Raw genomic sequence first — 23,537 nt, forward strand, 5'->3', positions numbered from 1 at the left:
TGAAATTCTGGCCGCGCAGTATGCGACTAAACACAGCCTATACGACAGGCCGGCGACACAGTTAAGCTGCTCTCACTTTGTTGGAGTTCACTGCATGCTGACCCTGGGAAACATCTTCGTATTGATGCTGTTGGCGACCTGCGCCGCTTGGGTGTGGCACAACCACGGCCTGCGCGAGCGGGCGCTGGAGCGGGTCAAGCAGCATTGCGCCAAGCTTGATATCGAACTGCTCGACGGCGCAGTAGCGCTAAAGCGCATCGGTTTTGTGAAAGATGCCAATGGTCGGCGCCGTCTGGCGCGCATCTATAACTTTGAGTTCACCGTGACCGGCGAAGCCCGCCATCCTGGGACAATCACCCAATTTGGCGCCCACAGCGCGCAGATCGAACTGGCGCCCTACCCGTTCGAGATCAAAACGCCGCTGCCCAGCGCTGAAGTGATCGAGCTGAGCCAATGGCGCCAGGACCACGCCAGCAAGAACCGTCACTGACGGCAGGCCGCTAACGCACGCTGCAAGGCGGCCACGTCCTGTGGCTGGCCAAAGATCAATTCAATACGTGAGTCGCGACGCCATTCGCTGGGTTTCCAGGTGAGGGTGCTGTTATCCACAGCATTGGCGCTGACCCAACCTTCGGTGCTGTGGATAACCAGTTTGGCACGGCGCCACTCAAGACTTGTCAGCCAGTGATGCAAGCGCTGGGTGGCAAAGTACTGGCTCGGGTGCCAGCGCCATCCAATACTCCACCCGCCTTCTTGAGCCTGGCTGAGGCAGATGGGCTGCGCGGGGTCGGCCCAGATAGCCGGCAGCTGCGCCAAGCCTTTGGGCACGTCGAAGTTATCCACAGCCGCGTTGGCCTGCGCATTCAGGCCCGGCAACCGTTCGAGCGGCAATTGCGCCTGGCGCGTCCAGTAAAGCGGGCAGTCGGGTAATTGCTGTTCAATGGCCTGGCGCTGCGCGGCATCCAGCGACTCATCCTTGTTCAACACCAACAGCCCGGCACTGGCCAGCGTCTCGCGTTGCGCATCAGGCAAAGGTTTGCCCGCCGCCAGCGCCTCGGCATCCAGCACCAGCACGCACGGCTGAACCGCCAACACGCCCTGCCACGGCGCCTGCCGCAATTGCTTGAGCAACTGCGCCGGGTGGCCAAGGCCCGAGGGTTCGATAAACAGCCGATCCGGCTTGGCCTTACGCAGCAGGCGGCCCAGGCCTACCTGGAACGGTGCACCATTCACACAACACAGGCAGCCGCCCGCTACTTCGCCCAGGGCAATGCCGTCGTCATCCTGGGTCAGCAAGGCGGCGTCCAGGCCGATCTGCCCGAACTCGTTGATCAACACCGCCCAGCGCTCGTTGGCCGGGCGTTGGGCAAGCAGGTGCTTGATCAGGCTGGTCTTGCCGGCGCCCAAAGGCCCGGCAATCACGTGGGTGGGAATGTTCTGCAGCATGTTGGGCATCTTTCAGACCGTGTAGAGCGTTTGATCCTACCCGGTTATGCGAGCCAATCCAGCGTCAGGATCAAGCGGCGCTCATCGGCCTTGAGTGCTGGCGAACGGTGAATCAAACCATGACCTTCGTTGCCATGCCATTTGGTGCCCTTAAGCATCGCCACTTCACCGCAGAGAATCTGCTCGATGCGCTCAGTGGGTTCCGCGTCCGGCTGGGCCAGTTTGCGGCGGTCCATCACGCCTTCGCGCAGCCACTGGCTGCCGATGCCCGCGTAAGTAGTGATCAGCCGCACCGGCACGTGGTCAACGTGAAAACGCGGGCACATGGCCTTGTCCAGCAGCCGCAAACGCACGCCAATGCGCTTGGCGCCAAGCAAACAGGCAAACGCGCTGACCAGCCACGACACATCGGCGATAAAGCCGTCGTAGCCTTCAAGATCACGGCAACTGGACACCAAACCCTGCAAGTTCGGCACTGCGTCCTCGGTATTGAGTTCAATCACCAAGGACTCAGCCAACGGCTCGTTAAGCGCCACCAGCAAAGCACCAAACTGGGCGATATGCAGGGGCAACTGGCGTTGCCAAACCGCGAGGTTCACGCCGTCATTGAGCACGTCAGCCAGCGCCAGCGGGGTTTCACCACGAGTCTGGCGGATCACCGGGCGCAGCGGGATAACCGGGGCCAGCATCAGGCGACCTCCTCGAACCAAGGGCCAAACGGGTCGGCCAACTGGCGCCAACCCTCGACGCCCAGGGCCATTTCTTCATCGGTGAGCAAGCAGGCGTCCAGCTCGGCACGCATCTGGGTGAAGTCGATGTTTTGCCCGATAAACACCAGCTCCTGGCGGCAATCGCCGGTGCTCAGCTGCCAGTTGCCCATGATCGCCGCCGCGCTTTCTTCGTCCTGGGGCCATTGGCTTTTCGGCACAAAGCGCCACCAGCGCCCGGCAAAACCATGGCGCATCAGGCCGCCGGCCTGAGACCAACTGCCCGCATCCTGATGCTTGCTCGCCAGCCAGAAAAACCCCTTGGAGCGCAGCAACTTGCCGTTCACCCACGGGCGGTCGATAAAGTCGAAAAAACGCTGTGGGTGAAACGGGCGGCGCGCGCGATAAGCCGTGGAGGCGATGCCGTATTCTTCGGTTTCCGGCACATGTTCACCGCGCAGTTCCCGCAACCAACCCGGCGCCTGGGCGGCACGTTCGAAGTCGAAGCGGCCAGTGTTGAGGATCTTGTTCAGCGGTACTTCGCCCATGACCATCGGGATGATTTGCGCCTGGGCGTTGAGGCGCTCGAGGATCGCCATTAATTCTTCGCGCTCGCGGCTGCTGATCAGGTCGATCTTGCTGATCAGGATCACGTCGGCAAACTCGATCTGCTCGATCAGCAGGTCGGTGATCGAGCGTTCGTCCTCTTCACCCAAGGTTTCACCGCGTGAGGCCAGGCTTTCAGCGGCCTGATAATCGAGCAGGAAGTTCATGCCATCGACCACGGTGACCATAGTGTCCAGGCGCGCGACATCGGCCAGGCTTTGCTCGTTTTCATCGCGAAAGGTGAAGGTTTCGGCCACGGGCAACGGCTCGGAAATACCAGTGGATTCGATCAGCAGGTAATCAAACCGACCTTCCTTGGCGAGTTTTCCGACTTCTTCCAGCAAGTCTTCCCGCAAGGTGCAGCAGATGCAGCCGTTGCTCATCTCCACCAGTTTTTCTTCGGAGCGGTTAAGGGTGACGTCGCGCTGCACCTCGCTGCCGTCGATGTTGATTTCGCTCATGTCGTTGACGATCACCGCCACCCGCAGGTTGTCGCGGTTGCGCAGGACGTAGTTGAGCAGCGTGCTTTTACCGGCGCCGAGAAAACCGGACAACACAGTAACGGGGAGACGATTGGGCATCAGGTATTCCTCATCAGGGGTGGCCGGTCAAATCGCCCGTTTATGGCGTTCGCGCAGCTCTTCACGTTCTTTGGCTTCGATACTCAGGGTCGCGGTGGGGCGTAGCAGCAGGCGTTTCAGGCCGATGGGGTCGCCGGTTTCACGGCACCAGCCGTACTCACCACGGGCGAGCAATTCCAGGGCGTCGTCGATCTTGTCCAGCAGCTTCTTTTCACGCTCCAGCAGGCGCAGTTGCCATTGGCGCTGTTCTTCGGCGCTGCCCACATCCGCGGGGTCGCTGTTGGTTTCTTGCTCGCGTAGCACCAGGAACTCGGCTTGGATGCGCGCCTGCAGTTCGTAGCGCTGGGTCAGCAGCAGTTCGCGGAAGAAACCTTGCTGGGCTTCATTCATGTAGTCGCAGGGCGGTTGCGCCAGCAGGTCTTGTTCAGTCATGGAGAGCGGTTCACGGGTCAGGCTGTGCTACGATGTTATAGTATAACAATGCGAATAAGCCAATCTCCCTTGCTCGTCACGACGAAGGGCGCAATGCTTGAACACTTTCTTGCCCCGAGAAGCCCTATGAAATACCTGGTGTGCGCACTGTTGTTGGCGGTGGCAGGACCGGCCTGCGCCCAAGCGCCGAGCCTGTTGGCAAACTGCACGCGCAGCGCCAACCTGCTGGCCTGTGTGGACCCGTTGGGCAATGCCTATAGCGTGGCGACTGTGGGCAGCACCACGTACTTGCGAGGTTTCGAGGTGATCGGCAAACGCTACTGGGCACAGACCAACAGCCGCTATGGGCAGCTGACGTTCTTTACCGGGTTGGCGTCCGATGGTGAGGCGTGGGTCGGCTATACGCGCCGCGTGGGCTGGACCACGATCAACCGGTTTTCCAGTTCAGGCGGCACCCGCGCGACGTTCACCTGCAGCCGTATGACCGGCTGTTAGACCTGGCCGTTCTTCTGCTCCTGAACCCAGGCCATGTAGCTGTTCATCGGCGGGTTCTTCTCGAAGTATTTTTTCAAGCCCTCGAACAGCCCATCCGCCACCGCCTGTTGATGGCGCGCCGTCACCAGCCGCTGGGCGTCCTGGGTGTTGGAGATAAACCCGGTCTCGACCAGGATCGACGGCACGTCCGGTGATTTGAGCACCGCGAAACCTGCTTGCTCCACGCGCTTCTGGTGCAGCGTGGTGATGCTTTGCAAGCTGCCCAACACCGAGCTGCCCAGTTACAGGCTGGAGGCGATGGTGGCGTTCATCGACATGTCGAGAATCACCCCGGCCAGCATCGGGTCCTTGTCCTTGAGATTGAGCAACGTAGTGGCGCCCAGCAAATCCGCACCGTTTTCACGCTGCGCCATGAAGCGCGCCGTGGCGGAGGTGGCGCCGCCTTCAGACAACGCATACACCGACGCTCCGGATGCTGTGAGCCGTGGCGCGGCATCGGCGTGCACCGAAATAAACATATCGGCCTTGTGCTGACGGGCAATCTCCACGCGCTTGCGCAGCGGCACGAAGAAGTCGTCGTTGCGCACCAGTTTCACGTCAAAACCCTTCTCGCGCTTCAAACGTTTGGCCAGCAATTGGGCGATGGACAGCACCACGTCTTTCTCGCGCTGGCCCTTGGAGCCGATCGCGCCTGGGTCTTTGCCGCCGTGGCCGGGGTCGACCACCACGATGATGTCGCGCTTGGGATGGGCTTTATCCACCGGCGCAATCAAGGGCGGCGGTTCGGCGGCGATTTGGCGCGGCGCGTGGGTAGCGTTGGTCAGGTCGAGTACCAGGCGATGGCCTTGGCCATCCTGCGGCGGCAACAAGAAGCTGTTGAGCTGCATTGGCGCGGCCAGGTCCAGCACGATACGCGTATCACCTTTGCCGAAATGCCCGGAACGGATCGAGGTAATCCCGCTGTTTTTCAGCGCCAGCTGCGAGAAATCACCGCTGAGCCCGGCGCCGCTCAAGTCGATGATCAGGCGTTCCGGCGCGGTCAGGGAAAAGGTCTTGTATTGCACCGGGCCGCTGAGGTCGAACACCAGCCGCAGTTTGTCGTCGGAGCGCCACAGGCGCGCATTACGAATCTGTGTGGCGAAGGCCCCCAATGGAAAGGTGAACAGAGGGCTGACCAGCAGCAGGTTGAGGAGCTGACGTCTGTGCATGACATGTACCGCAAATAGAGGAGCGTCCCTGCTCGACATGACTGAAGAAAGGCTGGAACAGAAAAAGCATCGTCGACTCAATAGTTATAATATAACATGTCTTTTTATTTCCAACGATGGACCTGCTCATGAATGCGCTGACTCTGCCGGATATCGCCGCGCAGGCTTCACGCCAAGCCTTGCCGCTCGACTGGGTGGGCATGTGCGGCATCGCCTTGCCCATCCTCGTCGACGGCCAACGCCTGGCTGCCACTGCCGATGCGGGCGTCAGCCTGGACGACGGCGAGGCCCGTGGCATTCATATGTCACGCCTGTACCTGGCCCTGGAAATGCTCGACCAGCAGCTTCTTACGCCTGCACTTCTGCGTAATGTACTGCAGCGCTTTCTGGAGAGTCATGAAGGTTTATCTAAGAACGCGTACCTGCGAATTCACACGGATTTGCTGCTAAAACGTCCGGCGCTGGTCAGCCCATTAGCTGGCTGGAAAAGCTACCCGGTGTGCATCGAGGCGCGTCTGGAAAACCAGATGTTCCACGTGGAACTAAAAATTGACGTTACATACTCCTCAACCTGCCCCTGCTCCGCTGCGCTCGCCAGGCAATTGATTCAGCAGCAATTTGTTCAAGATTTCGCCAATACGCCGCTGCAACACGAAGACGTGCTGACCTGGCTCGGCAGCGCCAACGGCATCGTCGCCACACCCCACAGCCAACGCAGCAGCGCAGAGCTTTCCATCCAGTTGGACGCCAACCAGTCCACCTTGCCGCTCACCAACCTGATCGACGACGTCGAGGCCGCCCTCGGCACCGCCGTGCAAACCGCTGTGAAACGTGCGGACGAACAAGCCTTCGCCTTGGCCAACGGGCAGAACCTGATGTTCTGCGAAGACGCCGCCCGCCGCCTGAACCTCGCCTTGAAACGCTCGGATGCCGTCAAAGCCTTCCACCTGAAAGTGATCCATGCCGAAAGCCTGCACGCGCACGATGCCGTGGCTGAAAGCCGCTGGACGAGAGACTCTGCATGATCACCTGTAACGCTTTGCGTTGGGGCGCACCTGGGCAACCACTCACTCCAGCGCTGGATTTGACCCTGGAAAAAGGCAGCCTCACCGGCATCATCGGCGCCAACGGCACTGGCAAAAGCAGCCTGCTCAAAGTCATCGCAGGCCTGCAAAAACCGCTGGCGGGAAAAGTCAGCGTGGCGGTCCCACGCCGCGGTGGCCTGTCGTTCCTGCCACAGCAACAACACCTGGATCGGCAGTTCCCAATCAGCCTGCAGGCGTTGGTCGCCGCCGGTTTCTGGGGCACTCAGCTAACCCCGCTACAACGCAACGAACGCCTGCAAGCCGTCTTGGAGGATTGGTGCCTCAGTGGCCTGGAGCATCGCCCGTTGATGGCGTTGTCCGGTGGCGAACTGCAACGCGCCCTGCTCGCCCGCATGAGCCTGGCCGAAGCGCCCGTGTTGTTGCTCGACGAACCCCACGCCGCCCTCGACGAAGACGGCCAGGCGCTGTGCTGGAAACACATCCACGCCTGGCACGATCAAGGCCGCACGATCATCGTCGTCTGTCACGACCTGGCATCGGTGCGCCATCACACCCCGCACGTGGTGCAGATCAAAAGCACCGGCTGCGTGTTCGGCCCCAGTAAAGAACTGATCCGCCCGCAACCTCACATGCAGGTGGTCTGATGCACTTCGCCGCCCACTTGTGGATGCCGTTCCTCGACTTCGTGTTTATGCGCCGTGCACTCATTGGCGGGCTGGTGCTCGCGTGCAGCACCGCGCCGCTGGGTGTGTTTCTGATCCTGCGGCGCATGAGCCTGATCGGTGACGCCGTGGCCCACGGCATCCTGCCTGGCGCCGCATTGGGCTTCTGGTTTGCTGGCCTCAGCCTGCCCGCGCTGACCATCGGCGGCCTCGGCGCGGGCCTGAGCATGGCCGGCTTGGCCGCGTGGATCACGCGCCGCACCGGCCTGCGCGAAGACGCCAGCCTCGCCGCCATCTACCCCATCTCGCTGGCCGCCGGTGTGCTGATCCTCGGCCTCGCCGGTAAGCGCCTGGACCTGCTGCACCTGCTATTCGGCTCAGCCCTGGCGGTGGATGAAACCACCCTCACCGGCATGCTTTGGGTCTCCGGTTTCAGCCTGATCGCCATGGCGCTGATCTACAAACCGCTGCTGCTGGACACCCTCGACCCGCTGTTCCTGCAAACCGTCAGCCGTCTCGGCCCGATCGCCCACGGGTTGTTCCTGACCTTGGTGGTGCTGAATCTGGTGATTGGTTTCCAGGCCATCGGCGCGTTGATGGTGGTGGGTTTGATGATGTTGCCGGCGATTGCTTCACGCTTCTGGAGCCGGCGCCTGCCGGTGTTGATCGCGGTATCGGCGGTGCTGGGATGCCTGTCGGTGTGGTTCGGTTTGTTGCTGTCGTTCTACTACTCGCTGCCCAGCGGCCCGGCCATCGTGCTGGTGGCTGGCGGTGGGTATTTGCTGTCCGTAATCTTCGGTCCGGTGCACGGCTTGCTGCGCCGCCCGCCTTTGCTTACATCCCAATGAGGTGTTTCCCGATGCGCGCTCTACTCGTGCTGTTCAGCCTGCTGCTGCCTTTGTCGATGGCCCAGGCCGCCGACAAGCTCCAAGTGGTTACCAGCTTCAGTATTCTCGATGACATCACCCACCAGATCGGTGGCGACCACATCCAGATCAGCAACATGGTTGGCCCGGACGCTGACGCCCACACCTACGAACCCACGCCGGATGACGCCAAAGCGCTGCTCAAGGCCAAGCTCATCATCAAGAACGGCCTGGGCTTTGAACCTTGGCTGGACCGCCTGGTAACCAGCACAGAAACCAAAGCCACGGTCGTGACCGCCAGCAAGGGCGTGATCTCCCACACCATGGACGAAGACGGCGAAACCATCCCCGACCCGCACGCCTGGCACAACTTGGCCAACGCCGAAATCTATGTGAATAACATCACCAAGGCACTGGTGGCGGCCGACCCAAGCAACAAGGCGGACTACCTGCGCAACAGCCAAACCTACCTGAAAGAAATCTACCGCCTGCTGGCCGAAGCCAAAACCAAGTTCGGCGCGCTGCCACCGGGCAACCGTCGCATCGTCACCTCCCATGACGCCTTCGGTTACCTGGGCCAAGCTTATGGCATCCAGTTCCTGGCGCCCCAAGGTCTGTCGACTGAACGTGAGCCGTCGGCCGCCGAAGTCGCTGCGCTGATCACCCAGATCCGCAAGGACAAGGTCAAAGCCGTGTTCGTGGAAAACATCAAGGACTCGCGCCTGCTCAAGCAGATTGCTGACGAAAGCGGCGCACAGATCGGCGGCACGCTGTACTCCGACGCCCTTGCCGCCGAAGGCCCGGCCAGCACCTTCACCGGGCTGTTCGAGTACAACCTCAACACCCTGTGCGCCGCCCTGAGCAAGCCATGACCTTGAGCATGCTCGACCTGGAAGCGGGCCACGCCCCGCTTCCCACTCGAACCGGTGCTCGACGCCCTGCCGTGGAACAGCGACGGCCTGATTGCTGCCATCGCCCAGCAGCACGGCAGCGGCGAAGTGTTGATGCTCGCCTGGATGAACCGCCAGGCCCTCAGCGAAACCCTGGCCACCGGGCAGGTCTGCTACTGGTCGCGCTCGCGACGGCAGCTGTGGCGCAAAGGCGAACGCTCCGGCAACCGGCAACGACTGCTCGAGGCACGTTTGGACTGCGACGGCGACGCGGTACTGCTGATCGTCGACCAACAAGGCCCGGCCTGCCACACCGGCCGGCCGACCTGTTTCTACAACGCCATCGACGGCGCCTACGTTCATATCATCACCTCGCCCCTTAAAAAGGAGCCCACTGCATGATCCGCAAGAACCCTTCCGGCGATCTGCCGGTGATTGCCGAGTCGGCCTACGTCGACAAAACCGCGATCATCTGCGGCAAGGTCATCATCGGCGAGAACGTGTTTGTCGGCCCTTACGCGGTGATCCGTGCCGACGAAGTCGACGCCACCGGCGACATGGACCCGATCACCATCGGTGCCAATTCGAATATCCAGGACGGCGTGGTCATCCACTCCAAATCTGGCGCGGCGGTGACGATCGGAGAATTCACGTCCATCGCGCATCGCTCCATCGTCCACGGCCCGTGCACCGTTGGCGACCGCGTGTTTATCGGTTTCAACAGCGTGCTGTTCAACTGCGCCGTCGGCGATGGCTGCGTGGTGCGCCACAACTCAGTGGTCGATGGCCGCGACCTGCCCGCCGCCTTCTATGTGCCCTCCACCACCCGCATCGGGCCGAACACCGACCTGTCGCAATTCCCGCCGGTGAGTGTCAGCGCTTCGGAGTTTTCCGAAGACGTGGCGCGCACCAACGTCGACCTGGTGCGCGGTTACAAAGCCCTGCAAAACGAGTTCTGAACCATGAGCCGCCTGCTGATTCGCAATGCCCGCCTGGTGAATGAAGGCCGGGAGTTCGATGCCGATGTACTGGTCGCCAACGGCCGCATCGAGAAGATTGCCGCCAGCCTCGAAGGCTACAACGAACCGGTAGAAATCGACGCCCAGGGTCAATGGCTGCTGCCCGGCATGATCGATGACCAGGTGCACTTTCGCGAACCTGGCGCGCCCGACAAAGGCAGTTTCTACAGCGAGTCCCGCGCGGCGGTGGCCGGTGGCATTACCAGCTTCATGGACATGCCCAACACCAACCCCGCCACCCTGAACCTCCAAGCCCTGGCCGATAAGAAGCGAAGGGCCGCATTGAATTCGGTGGCCAACTACGGCTTTCACTTTGGCGTGAGCAACGACAACCTGGACACCGTCGCCGCCCTCGACCCGCGCGAAGTGGCCGGGGTCAAAGTGTTCATGGGCGCCTCCACCGGCAACATGCTGGTGGACGACCCGCGGATTCTGGAGCGGCTGTTTGCCGAAGTACCGACCATCCTCCTCGCCCACTGCGAACACACGCCGAGCATCCTGGCGAACGAGCAGCGCCTGCGTGAGCGCTTCGGCGAGCACATTCCCGCCGTCGCCCACCCGCTGATCCGCGATGCCGAAGCCTGTTATCGCTCATCGTCTTTTGCGGTGGAACTGGCCAAGCGTCACGGCACGCGCCTGCACGTGCTGCACCTGACCAGCGCCCGCGAGCTGGCCCTGTTCGAGGACAAACCCTTATCGGAAAAACGCATCACCGCCGAGGTCTGCCTGCACCACTTGCTGTTCGATGACCGCGACTATCACCGCCTCGGCCACCAGATCAAATGCAACCCGGCGATCAAGACCCGCGCCGACCGCGACGCCCTGCGCCTGGCCCTGCTGAGTGACCGTCTGGATGTGATTGGCAGTGATCACGCGCCGCATACCTGGGCGCAGAAACAGTTGGGCTATCGCGAAGCGCCGTCAGGCCTGCCGCTGGTGCAGCACGCGTTGCCGGCGTTGTTGGAGTTGGTGATCGACGGGCATTTGCCGCTGACCACGCTGGTGGCGAAGACCAGTCACCGTGTGGCCGACTTGTTCGCCATCCCGGACCGAGGTTATCTACGCGAAGGCTATTGGGCCGACTTGGTGCTGATCAAACCCGAGCCCGAAGGCAAACCCGTCAGCAGCCAACCGATCCTCGCGCGCTGCGGCTGGACGCCCTTTGCCGAGCGCAGCTTTCGCCACAGCGTCAGCACCACGCTGGTGTCCGGCCACCTGGCGTGGCACAACGGCCAGGTGGTCGACAGTTGCCAGGGGTTGCCCCTGCATTTTCTGCGTTAAGCGCGGGGTTTGACCGTACCGCAATCGTTGCCCAGCCACTGGGCGTGCGTGTCCAGGCTGCCCTTCTGCTGGATGCCGGTGGCATTGAAAGTGCCGTTAACGGTGGTGGTGAATTCCTGCTGGCTCCGGAAGGTCGCAACGCCAGTGCCTTGGGCTTTCGGACAACTGAAGCGGAATTTCCATTGGTTGCCGGTTTTGTCGGTCACTTCCTGTTTGCAGCCCGATTGAGGGTCGGTCAACGGGATCGAATCAGAAGCAACCTGGGCGGGCGTGAGGCACACCTGCACGCCTTTACCCGCCATGGTGATGCCCTGCTTTTCGAGCATGGCGCGCTGTTCAGGCGTCATCTGTTGCTTGAGCTGACCGAGGATCAGCGACAGGTCCGGCAAGTCCTGGTTATCGACTTTCATATTGCTGGTGGTCAATTCCCACAAGCCCGGCGCCAGCATCTGCGCCTGAGCCGCCACGGGCAGCGTCAATCCAACAACCATGGCCAAACCAAGCAGACGAGCATTCATCGGGTAACTCCTGGGTAATTGTCGGCGTTAGACGCCGTAAAGTTGCCAGTGTTGCACGGCAAATAAAATAGCGACATTCACCGCTGTTCATGGTCTGTTAGGCACTGGATTGCCTGGAGTTACGTCGTTCATGGATTTTTTTGGCCCGCACCTGCTCGCCTACTTCATTGCCACGCTGCATTTTCTCGGGACTCTGGCCGCGATCCACGCAGTGCTGACCGTCAGGACCGCCCAAGGCTCTATCGCCTGGGCCTTGTCGCTGATGTTCATGCCCTACCTGACGCTGATCCCTTACCTGATCTTCGGCCGCAGCACCTTCGACGCGTACATCCAGGCCCGTCGCCAAGCCAACCAGGAAATGCACACCGCCATTACCGAGCTGAACTGGCGCCCTTGGGTCGAAGAAGCCCTGGCCGCGCGCAACTCCAGCGCCTACGCGTCCCTGCGCGCCATGCCCAAGCTGGGCCGCATGCCGTGCCTGGCCAACAATGAAGTGCGCTTGCTGATCAATGGCGAAGCCACGTTCAGCGCGATTTTCGAGGCGATTCGCAACGCCAAGACCGCCGTGCTGTTCCAGTTCTTCATCATTCATGACGACGATCTTGGCAGGCAGTTGCATGCCTTGCTGAAGGAAAAAGCTGCCGAAGGCGTAGATATTTACGTGCTCTACGACCGCATCGGCAGCCACGCCCTGCCCTACAGTTATGTGCAGTCGCTGCGCGACGCTGGGGTCAAAGTCAAAGCGTTCGCCACCCGCAGCGGTTGGCTCAATCGCTTTCAGGTCAACTTCCGCAACCACCGCAAGATCGTGGTGGTGGACGGCATCACCGGGTTTGTCGGTGGGCATAATGTCGGTGATGAGTACTTGGGCAAAAAGCCACCGCTGGCACCGTGGCGCGATACCCATGTGCAGGTCACAGGCCCTGTAGTGGCGTGCCTGCAGGAGTCGTTTGCCGAAGACTGGTTCTGGGCCGCACGGGAATTGCCGCCGCTGATCCTGCCGGACGCTTACCCCGAAGACGGTGTGCTCTGCCAGTTGCTCGCCAGTGGGCCGGCCGACCCGTATGAAACCTGCTCACTGTTTTTCGTCGAGGCCATTCACGCAGCGACCGAGCGGGTGTGGATCACCAGCCCGTATTTCGTGCCCGATGAAGCCGTGTTCGCGGCCCTGCGCCTGGCGGTGCTGCGCGGCGTGGATGTGCGCCTACTGCTGCCGTCGCGGCCGGACCACCGCATCGTCTATGCCGCTTCCAGCCTGTATGCGATCGAAGCGGTACGCGCCGGCGTGCGGGTGTTCCGCTACAAGCCGGGCTTCCTGCATCAGAAAGTGGTGTTGGTGGACAGCGAAATCAGCGCCATCGGCAGTGCGAACATGGACAACCGTTCGTTCCGGCTGAATTTTGAAGTGATGTTGCTGACGGTCGATGAAGCCTTTGCCAGCGAGGTGGAGCAGATGCTGCTGGATGACTTCGCCTTGGCCCATGAAGTCAGCCAGGAGGAAAGCCTTGAGACCCGCCGCCTGCAACATCTGGGCATGCGGGTAGCACGGCTTATTTCACCCATCCTCTGAACACAACAGAACAAACGTGGGAGCTGGCAAGCCAGCTCCCACGTTTTTTAGACCTTCAAAACAACGTGGGAGCTGGCAAGCCAGCTCCCACGTTTTTTAGACCTTCGGTGTTCCTAAGTCAGCGGTAGATATCTTCCCGCGTCCACGGCAGTTCATGGCTGCCATCGGCATGCGGTTTTACCGCCAATATCTGGTGCAAATTGATCCAGCCCCGCGCAAACGCATACGCGCAACCCGCCAAATACAGCCGCCAGATGCGTAACGCTTGCTCCGGCACCCTCTTCGCCGCCGCTTCCAGGTTGTCTTCCAGGCGCTCGCTCCAATGGTCCAGCGTGCGCGCGTAGTGCAGGCGCAGGCTTTCGACGTCGACCACTTCCAGCCCGACCTCGCTGATTTCCGCCGTCATCATCGCCAGGTGCGGCAGCTCGCCGTTGGGGAACACATAACGCTCGATAAACTCCCCGGCGCCACGGCCAACTGGGCGGCCGTCGATGTGTTTAGCAGTAATGCCGTGGTTCATCACCAGGCCGCCTTCACGCACTGCGCCAAACAGGACCTTGCAGTACTGCGCCAGGTTGGCGTGGCCGACGTGTTCAAACATGCCCACGCTCACCACTTTGTCGAAACGACCGTCTTGCGGCAGGTCGCGGTAGTCGAGCAGTTGCAGGTCCACCTGGCCTTCCAGGCCCTCGGCTTTGACCCGTTCCCGGGCCAACTCCAGTTGTTCCTTGCTCAGGGTGATGCCAAACACTTTGACCCCGAACTCACGCGCCGCAAACCGCGCCAGCCCGCCCCAACCGCAGCCTACGTCGAGCAAATACTCACCCGGCTGCAAGCGCAACTTGCGGCACAGATGGCGAAATTTGTCTTGTTGAGCTTGATCGATGGATTCGCTGCCGGTTTCGAAATAACCGCAGGAGTACGCCATGTCCTGGTCCAGCCACAGCTGGTAGAACTCGTTGGACAGGTCGTAATGGTAGGAAATGGCCGCTGCGTCAGTGGCCTTGTCGTGGATCGAGCGCACCGGACGACTCCCCTCGTCGTCATCAATCAGGGCGTGACTCAACTCGTCACACACCCGGATCACTTCGGTGATGGAGCCTTCCAGCTCCAATTTGCCCTCGACGAAGGCTTCGCCCAATGAGTCGAGCGTTGGATGGGTCAGACTGGACACAAACGTGGGGTCCTTCACCACGATGGTCACACTGGGCTCGGGGCCCAAGTTGAATTCATGGCCGTCCCAGAGTCGAAGACGTAGCGGTAGCTTAAGATTCTGTAAGGCCGGTGGAAGTTGCGCGAGCATGAGTAATCCCCCTTGTTTCAGACGTCTGGTTTGAGGGTAGACCATCCGAAGACAAAGTAGGAGGCTATCGAATTGATAGCGCTATTCTATAGGCCTCGTCGCTCGAGCAAACCGTCCTGGATCCACTGTTTCAGCCACGTAACCGCTTGCAGTGGCGCACCCTCTCCAGTAGTGACTGCCAACTCTGCGCACAGTTCTGAAAAACTCCAGCCAGTGGTCACCATTCCCGCCAACGCGCAGGCTTCGGCCGGCTCCAGGCTGCGGTAATGGCACACGTTCTGGTGACGCCACACCAGGCAAATCTGCGCCAATTCCAATGCCTGGCTGTCAGGGAAATCCGACTCATCTTTGCTGGCTCGCCAGATCGCCACGCTGTTGAAATGGCACAGCACCTGCTGCACCGACGGCGCCAGGGTGACCTGCAAACCCGGCCAGTCTTCGGGTGCCAATTGCGCCATGTCATTCAGGCTCAGCGGCTCGCCCTGCGGCGCGTCAAAGGCCAGGGTAAACGCCCACTCCAACCGCGCCAGCTCGGCCAGCGGCGCGCTTTGCTCAGCCACCAGATGCTCAACGAGAAACGCCGGGAACCGCTCGCCCAGCCATCGCAGGCTGTAATGGGCAGACGGATAACGCCGCACATAGGCGTGTGTCAGTAACGCGAATTCATCGTCCCCCAGCCAATACCAGATGGCGCCGAAGTCATGCCGCAACACTTCTTGCAGTCGGGCGACATAGGCGTTGTGATAAATCGCCAGGCCCGTGTCCACGTCCAGGGTCGGCCCGCCCAGCAAGGTGGCGGCAAAACAATGGTTGGCCACCGAGGTTTCACACAATAGATGCTGTTCAAAGGCCAGCTGCCAATCAATCAGGCGCATAACGCCCTCCTGGCCAACGCGGCAGCGCCCAGTTCACGGGCCTTGCTCAGCTCGGTGAGCAGCTCTTCGAAAGGTGGGAAATGGTCATCGCGCTCCAACAACGTCGACACCGGCCCCAACAGCTCTAGCGTTTGCTGATAAAGCGCCCACACCGGGTCGCAGACCGGATGGTCGTGGGTATCGACCACGTAATCGCCGTAATCCATATGCCCGGCCAAGTGCAGCTGGCGAATGCTTTCGGGCGGCAGGCTGCGGATAAAGGTCCAGGCGTCGAACCCGTGATTACGCGAGCTGACATACACATTGTTGACGTCCAGCAACAGCTGGCAGCCCGTGAGATGAGCCAAGGCATTGAGGAATTCCCACTCGGTGAATTCATCCGCCTTGGAGCGCACGTAGCTGGAGACATTTTCCAATACTAACGGGCGCTGTAACACGTCCTGCACTTGGCGCACGCGGCCGGCTACGTGATAAAGGCTTTCTTCGGTGTAAGGCAGTGGCAGCAAGTCGTGCAATTGGTGCGCACTGCCACGGCTCCAGCACAGGTGATCGGAAATCCACGCGGGCTGAATGCGCTCGGCGAGCTGTTTGATTTGTTTGAGGTAATCGATATCGAGGGCATGCGGCCCACCGATGGACAGGGACACACCGTGCATCACCAAGGGATAACGCTCGGCTATCGCGTCCAGGTAATACAAGGCTTTACCGCCCTGGACCAGATAATTCTCGGAGATCACTTCGAACCAATCCACGGCCGGCGATTGTTCAAGGATCTGCTGGTAGTACTCACTGCGTAAACCCAGGCCGTAACCCAGACTTGGAAGGGACGCGGACATGACTCACTCCAAGGCAAAGTGTCCGCAGCGGTGGGGGGCATCCGCTGCGGGTGCACTTGGTTGCCGGTTATTCGCCGACGGTGCCGCCTTTCTGGTCGCACATGGCTTTGCTCATGGAGAGGAAGCCCTGGCCTTTGCAAGAACCCTGACCTTTGCACGCGTGGTCTTTGGTTTTGCAGTCGTTCTGGCCTTTGCAAGCGTTGACGCCATAGCAATGCACAGCGGTATCAGCGGCTTGAGCCTGAGTGGCAACACCAGCAAACATAGTAGCGGCGGCCATTGCGAGGGCGGCACCAGCAGCAGCGGATTTGATGTTCATCGTGTATTCCTCATGATCGGTAGTGGAGCCGGTCTGAACGGATTGTTCAGTCTCGACATACCACTAGAGTGAGGTCCCTTATCCGCGTTACAGCCGTGTGCAAATATTTCTAAAATTAATCGTCGAGCTTCAAAAGCGGCTCCTGAAAGCGCAGCAAACGCCCGGCGTTGCCCAGTACCAGCAAGGTGCTGAGGTTATGCAACACCGCCGCAATCATCGCGCCTGCGGCCCCCAGCCAGCCAAACGCGGCGAACACGACGATGGCCAAGGTCCAACCCAAACCGATGATCACGTTGACCTGCAACGTATGGCGGCACTGGCGACTCAAACGCACACAGGTGCCCAGGCGGCGCAGATCGCTACCGATCAACACCACATCCGCCGAAGCGAGTGCAATGTCCGCCCCGCCCGCGCCCATCGCCACGCCGACCACGCCCGCCTTGAGCGCCAGCGAGTCGTTGATACCGTCACCGACCACCATCGGGCGGAAGCCGCTGCTGATTTCCCCCAGCACGCGGTTGAGTTTGTCTTCCGGCAGCGCCTGGGCTTCGACGTCGCTGATGCCCACGTCCAGCGCCAGGCTGTCCGCCACGCTTTGACGGTCGCCGGTCAGCAGCAGTTGGCGGCCCAGGCCCAAGTCCCGCAGTTCTTGCAGTGCCTGACGCGCTTCCGGCTTGACGCTGTCAGCCAGCAACAGCCAGGCGAGAAATTGCCCGTTCAGTGCCAACCCGGCAATCGGCCCGTCATGGTTCGGGACTGCGGTAGTGGTAATACCCAGTTGCTCAAACAACTCCGGGCGCCCCAAGGCCGCTTCGCCCTGCTCGGTCTGCGCCACCACGCCAAGCCCCTGACGTTCGCGGATATCCGTGAGCCCCAGCATTTGTTCCTGCGTCGCCAACCCCGCCAGCGCACGGCTGACCGGGTGACTGCTGGCCGAACCCAGGCTGGCCGCCAGGTTCAGCAGCACCTGCCGATCCGGCGCCGTGGTTTCGACAGATTGCAGGCGCAGCGTGCCAAAAGTCAGCGTGCCGGTCTTATCCACAACCAACGACGTCAGGTCCGCCAGCTCTTCGAGGAACGCCGAGCTGCGAATCAAAATTCCGTGCCGCGCCGCCACCGCAATCCCGGCAATCGCCGTGGCCGGTGCCGACAGCACCAACGCACACGGGCACGCCGCCACCAGCACGGCGAGCATTGCCTGCGCGTCATTGGTCACAAACCAGGTCACCGCCGCCAGCAGCAACACCAGCACCATATAGCTGCCGGCGTAACGCTCAAGCAGCCGCGTGATCGGCGGCTTGGAACGCTCGGCGTTCTGCATCAGCGCGATAACCTTGCCCAAGGTCGATTCATTACCCGTGCGGGTCACTTCAAGGCGCAGCAAACCGTCGAGGTTGATCGCGCCACCAAACACCTGCACGCCGACACTGGCTTCCAGCGGCACCGACTCACCCGTAATGGGCGCCGTGTCCAGGCTCGCCTGGCCCGACAGCACCACGCCATCGGCGGGCACGCGGTCACCGGCACGCACTTCGACGATATCGCCCGTGTTCAGCGTGCCGTTATCCACTTCCACAATGCTGCCGTCAGCCTGCACCAAACGCGCGTGGCTGCGGGTCAGCTTGCCCAGCGCATGAATCGCTTCCTGGGAGCCGATCACGCTGCGCTCTTCCAGTACATGGCCGAAAATCATGATGATCGGCAGCAACGCGGCGGTCAGCAGGTCGCCCGTGGCCCACGCGCCAATCATCGCCAGGGCGATCAACTGGTCGGTGATGCCATGCAGGCTCGGGTAACGCAGGCTGTACCAGGCCGAGCGCATCACCGGCACGGCCACCAGTAAGGAGGCGACGCCGAGCAGCAGTTGGCTCACACCGTTCTGGTCCGGCGCCAGCCAGCGCCACACCAACCCCAATACCAGCAAGCCCAACGCCAACATGGCCAGGGTCAATTGCCGGGCAGCACTGCGCTGCTCGGCGGACGTCAGCATAGGCGCGCTCATTGTTCGGCTCCCTGAATGATCAAACGGGAGTCGTCTTTAGGATCGACCGTGGTCACGGAACCGGCCTGGCCGAGAATCTTCGGCAGGCGCTCGCGGTACAGCCGTAGCATCAAGCCCGGGTCTTTGACCTGGGCCAGGCTTGCGACGGTGGCGGTTTGCGCCTGGGCATTGGCCAGGCGCTCACTGGCCTGGGCGTGGGCGACTTGCACCACGCGGTCGGCCTCTTGGTTGGCGGTTTGGGTGAGTTTTTCCGCGTCGGTACGCGCATTGGCCACGGCTTTGTCGGCTTGCTGGCTGGCAGTCAGCACTGCGTTGAATGCATTCACCGCCGGGCCCGGCAGGCTCGATTGCACATCGACACGGGTCACTTCGATGCCCAGTCCCAAACCGGTGGAAGCCAACTCCGCCAGACGCTTATTGATGCCTTGCACCAGATCACCACGCAGCCGCTCACGACGCTCGGCGGCGCCATTATCGCTGCCGATCAATTCCGGGCGCGCCACCAGAATCGTGTCCAGATCGCGCGCGGCCGTCAGGGCCACGGCGCTGCGCGTCACCAGGCGGTCCAACGCCGGCAGCACATGCTCGCCTTGCAGCACAAACGCGTAGGGTTCGGTGACCTTGTAGAACACCCGCACATCCAGCTGCACCACCCCGGCATCGCCGGTCAGCAGGTAGCCGGAGCCGGCCAGTGCGTCGCTCAACGGCGTGGAAAAACTGGCCACGCGGTCGGCCTGCGTTGCCGCGTCGGAACGCAGAAGGTTCTCCACGCGACGTTCGATCACGCGGTCCGCCGCCGGCAACAGCACCACGTGCTCGAACGGCTGCGGCCACGCCAGCAACAGCCCGGCATTTTGAATACGGTCCAGCGCGCCGAAGTGCAACACCACCGCACGGTTCTGCGGGTCGATCTGGCGCACATTGGAAAACGCCCAGGCCAACGCCGCCAACACGGTCACCGCGTACAGCGCCAGGAAAGTCAGGCGCCCAGCCTGGATCCATGGGCTGTCCGGGCTGTCACGCTCACTCATGGTTGAACATCCTTCGGCCCATCGACCAGCGCGCGGAACGGCGCAGCGTCGGTGCGCAGGATGATCTTGGTGCCCGGCGTCACCACCGTGCCCAAAGTGTCCAGCGAGCGCAGCAAGTTATACAGCTGCGGATTACCGGCGTAGGCACGCCCATAAATCTGTGCGGCTTCGACCCGCGACTGCGCCTCGATGTCGGCGGCTTTCACGGTGGCATCAGCCTGCACGATGCGCGCATCACGCTCGGCGGCGGAGCGAATCTGCGCCGCTTCACGTTTGCCCACGGCCGTGCGCTCGGTGGCGATGGTTTCGCGCTCGGCACGCATGCGGTCGACGGTGGCGGTGAGCGTCACCGACGGCAGCGTCAGGCGCTCGACACCGACTTGCACCACGCGCACGCCATAAGTGGTGAGCAATTGTTGATCAATCTGCTGGCGCAACTGCGCCTCGAAATCAGCGATGCGCACTTGGCTGGCGTCGGTGTTGATCAGGCTGGACAGGTCGAAACTCGCGGCGGTGGTTTCCAGCGCCGAGCCGACGAACCTGCGAATCTGCCGCGCCGCTTCATCCGGCTGGTTCTGCACCGCACGCATAAAGCGCTGCACATTGTCGGCATCGCCCTGCACCTGCCACGCCACATAGGCTTGCACGATGATGCGCAGGCCATCGCGAGTGCCCACATCCTGCAAACCGCTGGAGGTGGTGCGCAAGCGCAGGTCCACCGGGATCGCCGCTTCGAACGGCGCCGGCCAGCGCCAGCCCAGGCCCGGTTCCAGCAGCACCCGCGACGGGTTGCCGAACCGCGTAATCACCGTGGCTTCGCCGGAACGCACCTGCACCAGGCTGGCGGCTGCTACCGCAAACAGCACCAGCAACACCGCCCAGGCCATGCGCCGCCAAGGGAACGGGCCAGCCGCTTGCTCATCACCGTGGTGGTGATGGTGGTGGCCGTGATGATGACCGTGATCGTGAGAATGAGCGCTCAACAGACAGACTCCTTATTGAACGGCTTTACGCGGCGCCATCGGGTCGGCCGGCAAAGTAAAAGAACGCAGATCAATCGTCGGTGCGCCATCGGCGCCCAGGCGGTGATCCAGAATAAGCAGCTTGGCGTGGGCCAAGCCTTGGCTGAGTTGGCCGAGGTACTGTTCCAGCACGAAGGCCTGGCCTGCAGCGGCGTAGGCCTTTTGCTCAGCGCTAAAACGCAGGTCGGCCGCTTGGGCACCGGCATTCACTTCGCGCGCGGTGGCCAACGCCTGATCGCGCGCGGTGCTGGCTTGCAGCAAGGCTTGGTTGGTCTGTTCGCTGGCGGCGCCGCGCTCGCGGGAGATCAGCGCCTGGGCGCCGATCTGGGCAGCCTGCACGGCGTGGTAGGCATTGGCGGCGCCGGCCGGTGGGTGAATCGCTTCCACCACCGTGGCTAAAATTTCTACGCCACTGTTGAGTTTCTGCAAATCCGCCTGCACCGAGCGGCCGATTTCATCGGCCAGTTGGGTGCGTTGCTCACCGAGCAATTCGTCGAGGGTGCGCGAGGCAAAATCGTGAACCAAGATACGGCTGGCGGTGCTGCGGATCAGCGTCGGCACATCCGCGCTGTTATAGGTGGCGGCCAGCGCGGCCTGATCAGTCAGGCCAATGCGGTAGACGAAACGCACGTCCATATTGACGATCTGGAAGCTCTGCTTGTCGCCGCTGCTGCTGGCAATTACCTGGGCTTTGTCATTCACATGGCTGGCGTCCCACAGCCGGTTGGCGATCAGTGGCGCCGGGCCTTCAGCAGAAACCAGCTCAGGTGGGGAGCCGTCGCTGACGCTGGTGGCCAGTTCATGCACCACGCCATTTTCGATGTTGATGACGCGGCCCAACGGCCAGGGCAACCCGGCATGCAAGCCAGGGCCGAACACTTCCACCGGTTTGCCGAAGCGCTCATAAATCCCACGGCCTTGCAGGGGCACTTCATGCACACCGGTCAGCGCCCAGCCGACCGCCGATACGACCAGCAACACCGGCAGGAAAGCCCTGCGCATGTAGGTAAATGCCCAGATCTGGCGCAGGTCGATGCCGAAGCGGTTGTGCAATTCGTGCTGCAACGCCAGCAAGGGTCGTGGCGGCCAGCGCAGCAAGTCGGCGATAAAACTTTGCGCCATCAAGCGCGGTTCGAGGCGCGGCTGGCGTGGGCTGAACAGCGACAGTACGGCCCTGAGCAAAAACTCCACGGCGACCAGCCCGGGCAGCAGGCCGATCAGCACGGCCAGGCGCAATGGCCAAACAGATTCCGCGCCGGCAAACAGCAGGCAGATCGCACTGACCACCAAACAGGCAATCGCCACCCGGCTCAACTGCGCCAGCTGTGACGCCTCCGGCCATTGCGCGGCGGTTTCCTGAGCCAGGCGGCGCTCGAACACCAACAAACCAAAGGCCAATGCCAGCCCCAACGCGGCGCCAATACTCGCCGATTGCCCTACGGCTGCAGCGGGCATCGCCAGGTTCCAGAACTCGATAATGCTGACCAACGCCAGCAACGACCAGCCGCTCAACCACAACACCGGCGCGCCAATCTGCGCCAGCAGGCCGCTGCCAAAACGTGCGACAAATCGCGCGCACCAGCCGGCGTCTTCAACGGGCGGTTCGATCAACTCAACCGTCGGTTCTTCCAGCGCCTGGGCCCGCCAATCGGCGACCCACCATGCCGACTGCAGGCCCGCCACCAACACCCACAAGGCCGACGCGCAGTTGATCAGCACCACCGGCCAGATTGACAGCGGCGCAAACAGGGCGACAAACAACGCCAGCACCCAACCGGAAACGGCCAGCGCCGTCAGGCTGATACCGGCCTGGCGCAATCGACGGGCATGAAACAGCCCCTGCTGAAAACGCGGCAGGCCTTCCACCGAAGCGCCGTCAGCCTCTAGATCCACTTGCATCCACTCAACGCCCGCTCGCACACAATTCGTTACGATATAACACGCGGCGTGAAATTTTTGTTCGAAAACACCACAAAACCCCTGTGGCAGCGGGCTTGCTCGCGATGGCGGTCTGCCGCTTATCGATGTTTAGTCTGATACACCGCTATCGCGGGCAAGCCCGCTCCCACATTTGTCCTTCATTGCATTCGAGATCGTGACTAACCCCCCAGAAACACGAGCCATCACTGGTGTAAGCACGGATAAATCGGCACACTCCAAACAGTTTTTCGCGGGTCCATGGACTAGGAAGCGTCACCTCTCATGATTTCGATCTATCAGCTCAAGCCGCGTTTTCAAAACCTGCTGCGCCCTCTGGTGCAACGTCTCTACGACAACGGCACCACTGCCAACCAGATCACCGTGCTGGCTGGCTTGGTTTCCTTGTTGGTCGGCTTGCTGATCGCAGGCTTTGCCCAACACCTCTGGCTGTTTGCGCTGATCCCGCTGTGGATGATCCTGCGCATGGCCCTCAACGCCATTGACGGCATGCTCGCCCGCGAATTCGGCCAGCAGTCGCGCCTGGGCGCCTACCTCAATGAACTGTGCGACGTGATCGCCGACAGCGCGCTGATCCTGCCCTTTGCATTAATCCCCGGCGTGAGCCTGGCGCCGGTGCTGCTGGTCACGTTGCTGGCGGTGTTCAGCGAATACGCTGGTGTGCTCGGGCCAATGGTCGGTGCGTCGCGGCGCTACGACGGCCCGATGGGCAAGAGTGATCGCGCGTTTGTACTCGGCGTGTTGGCCACCGGCGTGGCCTTGGGCTGGCTCGGCGCGGGTTGGGTCGACACGGTGATGTGGCTGGTTGCCGCCCTGCTCGCCTACACCTTGGTCAACCGTGTACGCCAAGGCCTTAAAGAAACGACGTCCCCTTCTGCATAAGG

Annotated in this window: 23 protein-coding genes and 2 pseudogenes; 11 read left to right on the forward strand and 14 right to left on the reverse strand. The window is 61.7% G+C overall.

The annotated features are described in order from the left end of the window. Positions 1–94 precede the first annotated feature (94 nt). The gene (locus tag GJU48_RS24545) at positions 95–490 is read left to right on the forward strand and encodes a DUF3301 domain-containing protein (RefSeq protein WP_094949019.1); all 396 of its coding nucleotides are present in this window, start codon (positions 95–97) and stop codon (positions 488–490) included. On the opposite strand, the gene GJU48_RS24550 is transcribed toward GJU48_RS24545, so the two are convergent. From GJU48_RS24550 to dksA, 4 genes are read right to left on the reverse strand one after another with little or no spacing between them, the layout of a single operon-like run. Next, positions 484–1,446 (reverse strand): CobW family GTP-binding protein, encoded by a 963-nt coding sequence (locus tag GJU48_RS24550; RefSeq protein ID WP_094949020.1) that lies wholly within the window; start codon positions 1,444–1,446, stop codon positions 484–486. The two genes, GJU48_RS24545 and GJU48_RS24550, sit on opposite strands and share 7 nt — an antisense overlap. 44 nt (positions 1,447–1,490) lie before the next feature. After that, a complete protein-coding gene (locus GJU48_RS24555; protein WP_094949021.1) occupies positions 1,491–2,135 on the reverse strand; it encodes a DUF1826 domain-containing protein in 645 nt (214 codons plus the stop codon). After that, complete coding sequence (gene zigA, locus GJU48_RS24560) at positions 2,135–3,340, reverse strand: zinc metallochaperone GTPase ZigA (RefSeq protein WP_094949022.1); 1,206 nt, start codon at positions 3,338–3,340, stop codon at positions 2,135–2,137. Before zigA ends, GJU48_RS24555 begins: the two co-directional genes overlap by 1 nt. 27 nt (positions 3,341–3,367) lie before the next feature. Continuing rightward, positions 3,368–3,772, reverse strand: coding sequence for an RNA polymerase-binding protein DksA (dksA, locus tag GJU48_RS24565; RefSeq protein ID WP_094949023.1), 405 nt, complete (start codon positions 3,770–3,772; stop codon positions 3,368–3,370). A gap of 126 nt (positions 3,773–3,898) precedes the next feature. Here dksA and GJU48_RS24570 point away from each other — a divergent pair, with 126 nt between their 5' ends. Then, complete coding sequence (locus tag GJU48_RS24570; protein WP_094949024.1) at positions 3,899–4,267, forward strand: glutamine synthetase; 369 nt, start codon at positions 3,899–3,901, stop codon at positions 4,265–4,267. Here the strand turns inward: GJU48_RS24570 and GJU48_RS24575 are convergent. Then, positions 4,264–5,475, reverse strand: a pseudogene (locus GJU48_RS24575) (N-acetylmuramoyl-L-alanine amidase). The gene GJU48_RS24570 and the pseudogene GJU48_RS24575 sit on opposite strands and share 4 nt — an antisense overlap. Positions 5,476–5,603: 128 nt before the next feature. On the opposite strand from GJU48_RS24575, the gene folE2 reads away from it, so the two are divergent. The 7 genes and pseudogenes from folE2 (at position 5,604) to GJU48_RS24610 (ending at position 11,239) form a co-directional block, all read left to right on the forward strand. Beyond that, the gene (gene folE2 / locus GJU48_RS24580) at positions 5,604–6,500 is read left to right on the forward strand and encodes a GTP cyclohydrolase FolE2 (RefSeq protein WP_094949025.1); all 897 of its coding nucleotides are present in this window, start codon (positions 5,604–5,606) and stop codon (positions 6,498–6,500) included. Next, the gene (locus GJU48_RS24585; RefSeq protein WP_094949026.1) at positions 6,497–7,165 is read left to right on the forward strand and encodes a metal ABC transporter ATP-binding protein; all 669 of its coding nucleotides are present in this window, start codon (positions 6,497–6,499) and stop codon (positions 7,163–7,165) included. Before folE2 ends, GJU48_RS24585 begins: the two co-directional genes overlap by 4 nt. Beyond that, positions 7,165–8,031 (forward strand): metal ABC transporter permease, encoded by an 867-nt coding sequence (locus GJU48_RS24590; protein ID WP_094949027.1) that lies wholly within the window; start codon positions 7,165–7,167, stop codon positions 8,029–8,031. The genes GJU48_RS24585 and GJU48_RS24590 overlap by 1 nt, the downstream gene beginning before the upstream one ends. 11 nt (positions 8,032–8,042) lie before the next feature. Next, positions 8,043–8,921, forward strand: a complete 879-nt coding sequence (locus tag GJU48_RS24595; protein ID WP_094949028.1) for a metal ABC transporter substrate-binding protein — start codon at positions 8,043–8,045, stop codon at positions 8,919–8,921. Then, positions 8,918–9,341 (forward strand): annotated as a pseudogene (gene hisI / locus GJU48_RS24600) (phosphoribosyl-AMP cyclohydrolase). The gene GJU48_RS24595 and the pseudogene hisI overlap by 4 nt, the downstream one beginning before the upstream one ends. Continuing rightward, positions 9,338–9,898, forward strand: a complete 561-nt coding sequence (locus tag GJU48_RS24605) for a gamma carbonic anhydrase family protein (RefSeq protein WP_017135756.1) — start codon at positions 9,338–9,340, stop codon at positions 9,896–9,898. The pseudogene hisI and the gene GJU48_RS24605 overlap by 4 nt, the downstream one beginning before the upstream one ends. Before the next feature lie 3 nt (positions 9,899–9,901). Then, positions 9,902–11,239 carry a dihydroorotase gene (locus GJU48_RS24610; RefSeq protein ID WP_094949030.1) on the forward strand — a complete coding sequence of 446 codons (1,338 nt, stop codon included), beginning with the start codon at positions 9,902–9,904 and terminating at the stop codon, positions 11,237–11,239. Here the strand turns inward: GJU48_RS24610 and GJU48_RS24615 are convergent. Continuing rightward, entirely contained in the window at positions 11,236–11,757 is a 522-nt protein-coding gene (locus tag GJU48_RS24615; RefSeq protein ID WP_094949031.1) for a DUF3617 domain-containing protein, read from the reverse strand. The two genes, GJU48_RS24610 and GJU48_RS24615, sit on opposite strands and share 4 nt — an antisense overlap. Before the next feature lie 130 nt (positions 11,758–11,887). Between GJU48_RS24615 and cls the strand changes: the two genes are divergently transcribed. After that, the gene (gene cls, locus GJU48_RS24620; protein ID WP_094949032.1) at positions 11,888–13,327 is read left to right on the forward strand and encodes a cardiolipin synthase; all 1,440 of its coding nucleotides are present in this window, start codon (positions 11,888–11,890) and stop codon (positions 13,325–13,327) included. A gap of 118 nt (positions 13,328–13,445) precedes the next feature. Here the strand turns inward: cls and cfaB are convergent, their stop codons facing one another. From cfaB to hflK (GJU48_RS24660), 8 genes are all read right to left on the reverse strand, one after another. After that, positions 13,446–14,630 (reverse strand): C17 cyclopropane fatty acid synthase CfaB, encoded by a 1,185-nt coding sequence (gene cfaB, locus GJU48_RS24625; protein WP_094949033.1) that lies wholly within the window; start codon positions 14,628–14,630, stop codon positions 13,446–13,448. An 86-nt stretch (positions 14,631–14,716) separates the two neighbouring features. After that, positions 14,717–15,505, reverse strand: a complete 789-nt coding sequence (locus GJU48_RS24630) for an HvfC/BufC N-terminal domain-containing protein (RefSeq protein WP_094949034.1) — start codon at positions 15,503–15,505, stop codon at positions 14,717–14,719. After that, positions 15,496–16,341 carry an MNIO family bufferin maturase gene (gene bufB, locus GJU48_RS24635; protein ID WP_094949035.1) on the reverse strand — a complete coding sequence of 282 codons (846 nt, stop codon included), beginning with the start codon at positions 16,339–16,341 and terminating at the stop codon, positions 15,496–15,498. The genes GJU48_RS24630 and bufB overlap by 10 nt, the downstream gene beginning before the upstream one ends. Before the next feature lie 67 nt (positions 16,342–16,408). Next, positions 16,409–16,660 (reverse strand): BufA2 family periplasmic bufferin-type metallophore, encoded by a 252-nt coding sequence (bufA2, locus tag GJU48_RS25440; protein ID WP_094949036.1) that lies wholly within the window; start codon positions 16,658–16,660, stop codon positions 16,409–16,411. A 115-nt stretch (positions 16,661–16,775) separates the two neighbouring features. Then, complete coding sequence (locus GJU48_RS24645; RefSeq protein WP_094949037.1) at positions 16,776–18,662, reverse strand: cation-translocating P-type ATPase; 1,887 nt, start codon at positions 18,660–18,662, stop codon at positions 16,776–16,778. Then, entirely contained in the window at positions 18,659–19,693 is a 1,035-nt protein-coding gene (hflK, locus tag GJU48_RS24650) for a protease modulator HflK (protein ID WP_094949038.1), read from the reverse strand. The genes GJU48_RS24645 and hflK (GJU48_RS24650) overlap by 4 nt, the downstream gene beginning before the upstream one ends. Then, a complete protein-coding gene (gene hflC, locus GJU48_RS24655; RefSeq protein ID WP_176462890.1) occupies positions 19,690–20,679 on the reverse strand; it encodes a protease modulator HflC in 990 nt (329 codons plus the stop codon). The genes hflK (GJU48_RS24650) and hflC overlap by 4 nt, the downstream gene beginning before the upstream one ends. Before the next feature lie 9 nt (positions 20,680–20,688). Beyond that, the gene (hflK, locus tag GJU48_RS24660; protein WP_094949040.1) at positions 20,689–22,614 is read right to left on the reverse strand and encodes a protease modulator HflK; all 1,926 of its coding nucleotides are present in this window, start codon (positions 22,612–22,614) and stop codon (positions 20,689–20,691) included. Between the two features lie 303 nt (positions 22,615–22,917). Between hflK (GJU48_RS24660) and GJU48_RS24665 the strand changes: the two genes are divergently transcribed. Further along, a complete protein-coding gene (locus GJU48_RS24665) occupies positions 22,918–23,535 on the forward strand; it encodes a CDP-alcohol phosphatidyltransferase family protein (RefSeq protein WP_094949041.1) in 618 nt (205 codons plus the stop codon). Positions 23,536–23,537 lie beyond the last annotated feature (2 nt).

Origin of the sequence: Pseudomonas sp. IB20 (assembly GCF_009707325.1) — a bacterium.
Classification (GTDB): Bacteria; Pseudomonadota; Gammaproteobacteria; order Pseudomonadales; family Pseudomonadaceae; genus Aquipseudomonas.